The following is a 4354-nucleotide window of genomic DNA, read 5'->3' as shown; positions in this document are numbered from 1 at the left end:
GGCTTGCTCGCGAAAGCGGTGTGTCAGGCAACACTTATTTCACTGATCCACCGCTTTCGCGAGCAAGCCCGCTCCCACAGTTTTGAACCCGTTCCCCAAATGAAATTGAGTCAAGCCTATCGTCGCGGAGCGTCTCCCCCTATGAAGCACAACGTCATCCTTGTGGTGCTCGACGGCCTGAACTACGAGGTTGCCCGACATGCCATGGGGCATCTCCAGGCCTACATCGGCGCAGGACGCGCAGCGCTTTACAAACTGGAATGTGAACTGCCGGCCCTGTCCCGGCCCTTGTATGAATGCATCCTCACCGGCGTGCCACCGATCGACAGCGGCATCGTCCACAACCATGTCTCGCGCCTGTCCAACCAGCGCAGCATTTTTCATTACGCCACCGACGCAGGCCTCACTACAGCGGCGGCGGCTTACCACTGGGTCAGCGAGTTGTATAACCGCACGCCCTTTGTTGCCGCGCGTGATCGTCACACCGACGACAAAGCGCTGGCGATCCAGCACGGGCATTTCTACTGGAATGACCACTACCCGGATTCCCATCTGTTTGCCGACGCCGAAAGCCTGCGCCGCAAACACACGCCGAATTTCCTGGTGGTACACCCGATGAACATTGATGACGCCGGCCACAAGCATGGCCTGGATACCGCGCAATACCGCAACAGCGCGCGCTCGGCCGACATCATCCTTGCCGACTACCTGCAAACCTGGCTCGACGCCGGCTACCAGCTGCTGGTGACTGCCGATCACGGCATGAACAACGACCGCTCCCATAACGGTTTACTGCCGGAAGAACGCGAAGTGCCGTTGTTCGTACTGGGCTCGGCCTTCACCCTCGACCCTGGCGCCATCCCGAAGCAAACCGACCTGTGCGGCACCGTCTGCGAACTGCTCGGTGTGCCCCACGACAAACCTGTATGCCGGGAGCTGCTCAAGTGAACGCCATCACCCGTGGCAAATGGCTGGCGATCCTGTGCCTGGTGCCGTTTGCGCTGTTTTTTATCGTGTTTGAAATCGCGCCGCTGGTGTGGGTGATGATCAACAGCCTGCAGTCGGAGGAGTTCGGCTGGGGCCTGGCCAACTTCACCAAGATCTTCAGTTCGAAGTTCTACCTGCAAGCCATCCAGTACAGCCTGGAGATCAGCTTCTACTCCAGCGTGTTCGGGATCATCATCTCGGTGCTCGGCAGCTACTCGTTGCGCCGCGTGGATGGGCCACTGCGTAACTTCGTGACCGCCTTCGCCAACATGACCAGCAACTTTGCCGGCGTGCCCCTGGCCTTCGCCTTCATCATTCTGCTGGGCTTTAACGGCAGCATCACGATCATGCTCAAGCAGGCAGGGATCATTCAGGACTTCAACCTGTACTCCAAGACGGGCCTGATCATTCTGTACACCTACTTCCAGATTCCCCTGGGCGTGCTGCTGCTCTACCCGGCCTTCGATGCCTTGCGCGAAGACTGGCGCGAATCGGCCTCGCTGCTCGGCGCCAGCGGCTGGCAGTTCTGGCGGCACATCGGCCTGCCGGTGCTCACGCCGGCCCTGCTGGGCACTTTCGTGATCCTGCTGGCTAATGCCCTCGGTGCCTATGCCACGGTGTATGCCCTGACCACCGGCAACTTCAACGTGCTGCCGATTCGTATCGCGGCAATGGTCTCCGGCGACATCTCCCTGGACCCGAACATGGCCAGCGCCCTGGCCGTGGTGCTGGTGGCACTGATGACGGTGGTCACCGTCGTGCATCAACTGCTGCTCAAGAGGAGCTACCATGTCTCGCGCTGAAGCCGGCTCGGCCTCCCTCTACCATCGGGTAGTGGTGTACCTGTTATTTGCGATTCTGGTGTTGCCGCTGGTGGGCACTTTTGTCTACTCGATTGCCAGCAGCTGGTCGGCCACCATCCTGCCCGCCGGGTTTACCCTGAAGTGGTACGTGCAGCTGTGGAGTGACCCGCGCTTTCTGGCCGCCTTCGGTCAGTCGCTGTTGGTGTGTGTGGGTGCGCTGGTGCTGTCGGTAGTGCTGATTATGCCGCTGCTGTTCGTGGTGCATTACCACTTTCCCAAGCTCGACGCGCTGATGAACATCCTGATCCTGCTGCCCTTTGCGGTGCCGCCGGTGGTGTCATCGGTGGGCTTGTTGCAACTCTACGGCTCCGGGCCATTTGCGATGGTGGGCACGCCGTGGATCCTGATCGGCTGCTACTTCACCGTAGCCTTGCCGTTCATGTACCGCGCGATCACCAACAACCTGCAAGCGATCAACCTGCGCGACCTGATGGACGCCTCGCAGCTGCTGGGCGCCAGCACCTGGCAGGCAGCAATTTTCGTCGTGCTGCCGAACCTGCGCAAAGGCCTGATGGTCGCGCTGCTGCTGTCGTTCTCGTTCCTGTTCGGTGAGTTCGTGTTCGCCAACATTCTGGTGGGCACCCGCTACGAAACCCTGCAGGTGTACCTCAACAACATGCGCAACACGAGCGGCCACTTCACCAGTGCCATCGTCATTTCCTATTTCTTCTTTGTGCTGGTGCTGACCTGGGCCGCCAATATCTTGAACAAGGACAAAAGCCAATGAGCTTCGTCAGCGTCCAACACCTGCAAAAAGGCTACGCCGGCACGCCGGTATTCAGCGACATCAACTGCGAAATCGCCAAGGGTGAATTCGTCACCCTGCTCGGCCCATCCGGTTGCGGCAAGTCGACCCTGCTGCGGTGCATCGCCGGGCTGACCTCGGTGGACAGCGGCAAAATCCTCCTGGACGGCCAGGACATCGTGCCCTTGAGCCCGCAGAAACGGCACATCGGCATGGTGTTCCAGAGCTACGCCCTGTTCCCCAACATGACCGTGGAACAGAACGTCGCCTTCGGCCTGCGCATGCAAAAGGTCAACGCCGACGACAGCCACAAGCGCGTGCAGGAAGTGCTGCAACTGGTGGAGCTCAAAGACCTCGCCGGCCGCTACCCGCACCAGATGTCCGGCGGCCAGTGCCAGCGTGTGGCCCTCGCCCGCTCACTGGTGACACGTCCGCGCCTGTTGCTGCTGGATGAACCGCTGTCGGCGCTGGATGCACGGATTCGCAAGCACCTGCGCGAACAGATCCGCCAGATCCAGCGCGAGCTGGGCCTGACCACAATTTTCGTGACCCATGACCAGGAAGAAGCGCTGACCATGTCAGACCGCATTTTCCTCATGAACCAGGGCAAGATCGTACAAAGCGGCGATGCCGAGACCCTTTACACTGCGCCCGTGGATGTATTTGCCGCCGGTTTTATCGGCAACTACAACCTGCTTGACGCCGACAAGGCCAGCCAGTTGCTGCAACGGCCTATCAGCGGACGCATCGCGATTCGCCCGGAAGCCATCGAGCTAAGCCGCAGCGGCGACCTCGACGCGCTGGTCCGCAGTCATAGCTTGTTGGGCAACGTGATCCGCTATCGCATCGAAGCGCGTGGCGTGGAATTGGTGGTGGACGTGCTCAACCGCTCGGCCGACGATCTGCACCCGGATGGCCAGCGCCTGGCACTTTCCATCGACCCCAGTGCGTTGTGTGAAGTAGCCTGACACAACGATTGATTTGAGAGAGCGTGACAGATGGCATTGGTAATTTTTGATCTGGACGACACCTTGATCCACGGCGACTGCGCCACCTTGTGGAGCGAACAGATGGGCCGCCTGGGCTGGGTCGACCCGGAGTCGTTCATGCGCAAGAACGACGAACTCATGGCCGCCTACAGCCGTGGCGAACTGGCCATGGAAGACTTCATGGACTTCAGCCTGGAGCCGATGATCGGGCGCACGCCAAAAGAGATCGCGCATTTGGTTGAGCCGTGGGTGGAGGACTTCATCGAGCCGCTGATCTACAGCGACGCCACCAAGACCATCGCCCGCCACCGCGCGAATGGCGACCGGATCCTGGTGATCTCAGCCTCCGGCACGCACCTGGTCACGCCCATTGCGGCACGCATCGGGATTGATGAAGTGCTGGGCATTGACCTGGACTTCAGCCATGGCGTTTACAGCGGCAAGACCGTGGGTGTGCTAACTTACCGTGAAGGCAAGATCACGCGGTTGCTGCAATGGTTGGAGCAGGAAGGTGAAAGCCTGGAGGGCGCGTATTTCTACTCGGATTCGCGCAATGATTTGCCGCTGTTGCTGAAGGTGGATCATCCGCAGGTAGTGAACCCGGATCCGGTGTTGCGTGAGCATGCTGAAAAGGCTGGCTGGCCGATTCATCATTGGGTTTGACCCCGACTTGTTTGAATTGAAACCCAATCCACTGTGGGAGCGGGCTTGCTCGCGAAAGCGGAGTGCCAGATGAAACATTCTTCACTGACAAACCGCTTTCGCGAGCA

General features: G+C 59.9%; 5 protein-coding genes. All 5 read left to right on the top strand.

The genetic code is table 11. The features are described from left to right. The first annotated feature begins 141 nt into the window (after positions 1–141). From ACTD9P_RS29300 to ACTD9P_RS29280, 5 genes are read left to right on the top strand one after another with little or no spacing between them, the layout of a single operon-like run. Complete coding sequence (locus ACTD9P_RS29300; protein WP_438870373.1) at positions 142–948, top strand: alkaline phosphatase family protein; 807 nt, start codon at positions 142–144, stop codon at positions 946–948. Then, entirely contained in the window at positions 927–1790 is an 864-nt protein-coding gene (locus ACTD9P_RS29295; protein ID WP_219269514.1) for an ABC transporter permease, read from the top strand. The genes ACTD9P_RS29300 and ACTD9P_RS29295 overlap by 22 nt, the downstream gene beginning before the upstream one ends. Continuing rightward, positions 1777–2577: an ABC transporter permease gene (locus tag ACTD9P_RS29290; RefSeq protein ID WP_438870372.1), complete on the top strand. Its 801-nt coding sequence runs from the start codon at positions 1777–1779 to the stop codon at positions 2575–2577. Before ACTD9P_RS29295 ends, ACTD9P_RS29290 begins: the two co-directional genes overlap by 14 nt. Further along, positions 2574–3563 carry an ABC transporter ATP-binding protein gene (locus ACTD9P_RS29285; protein WP_200434498.1) on the top strand — a complete coding sequence of 330 codons (990 nt, stop codon included), beginning with the start codon at positions 2574–2576 and terminating at the stop codon, positions 3561–3563. Before ACTD9P_RS29290 ends, ACTD9P_RS29285 begins: the two co-directional genes overlap by 4 nt. Positions 3564–3593: 30 nt before the next feature. Then, a complete protein-coding gene (locus ACTD9P_RS29280; RefSeq protein WP_438870371.1) occupies positions 3594–4247 on the top strand; it encodes an HAD family hydrolase in 654 nt (217 codons plus the stop codon). The last annotated feature ends 107 nt before the right edge of the window (positions 4248–4354 follow it).

Source organism: Pseudomonas onubensis (assembly GCF_965653655.1).
Classification (GTDB): Bacteria; Pseudomonadota; Gammaproteobacteria; order Pseudomonadales; family Pseudomonadaceae; genus Aquipseudomonas.
This window is presented reverse-complemented; position numbering and strand designations above follow the sequence as displayed.

What these genes read in the sequence shown, in the direction of transcription:
- ACTD9P_RS29285 (WP_200434498.1), top strand. Translation starts at nt 2,574, where the DNA reads ATGAGCTTCGTCAGCGTCCAACACCTGCAAAAAGGCTACGCCGGCACG.
- ACTD9P_RS29295 (WP_219269514.1), top strand. Translation starts at nt 927, where the DNA reads ATGCCGGGAGCTGCTCAAGTGAACGCCATCACCCGTGGCAAATGGCTG.
- ACTD9P_RS29280 (WP_438870371.1), top strand. Translation starts at nt 3,594, where the DNA reads ATGGCATTGGTAATTTTTGATCTGGACGACACCTTGATCCACGGCGAC.
- ACTD9P_RS29300 (WP_438870373.1), top strand. Translation starts at nt 142, where the DNA reads ATGAAGCACAACGTCATCCTTGTGGTGCTCGACGGCCTGAACTACGAG.
- ACTD9P_RS29290 (WP_438870372.1), top strand. Translation starts at nt 1,777, where the DNA reads ATGTCTCGCGCTGAAGCCGGCTCGGCCTCCCTCTACCATCGGGTAGTG.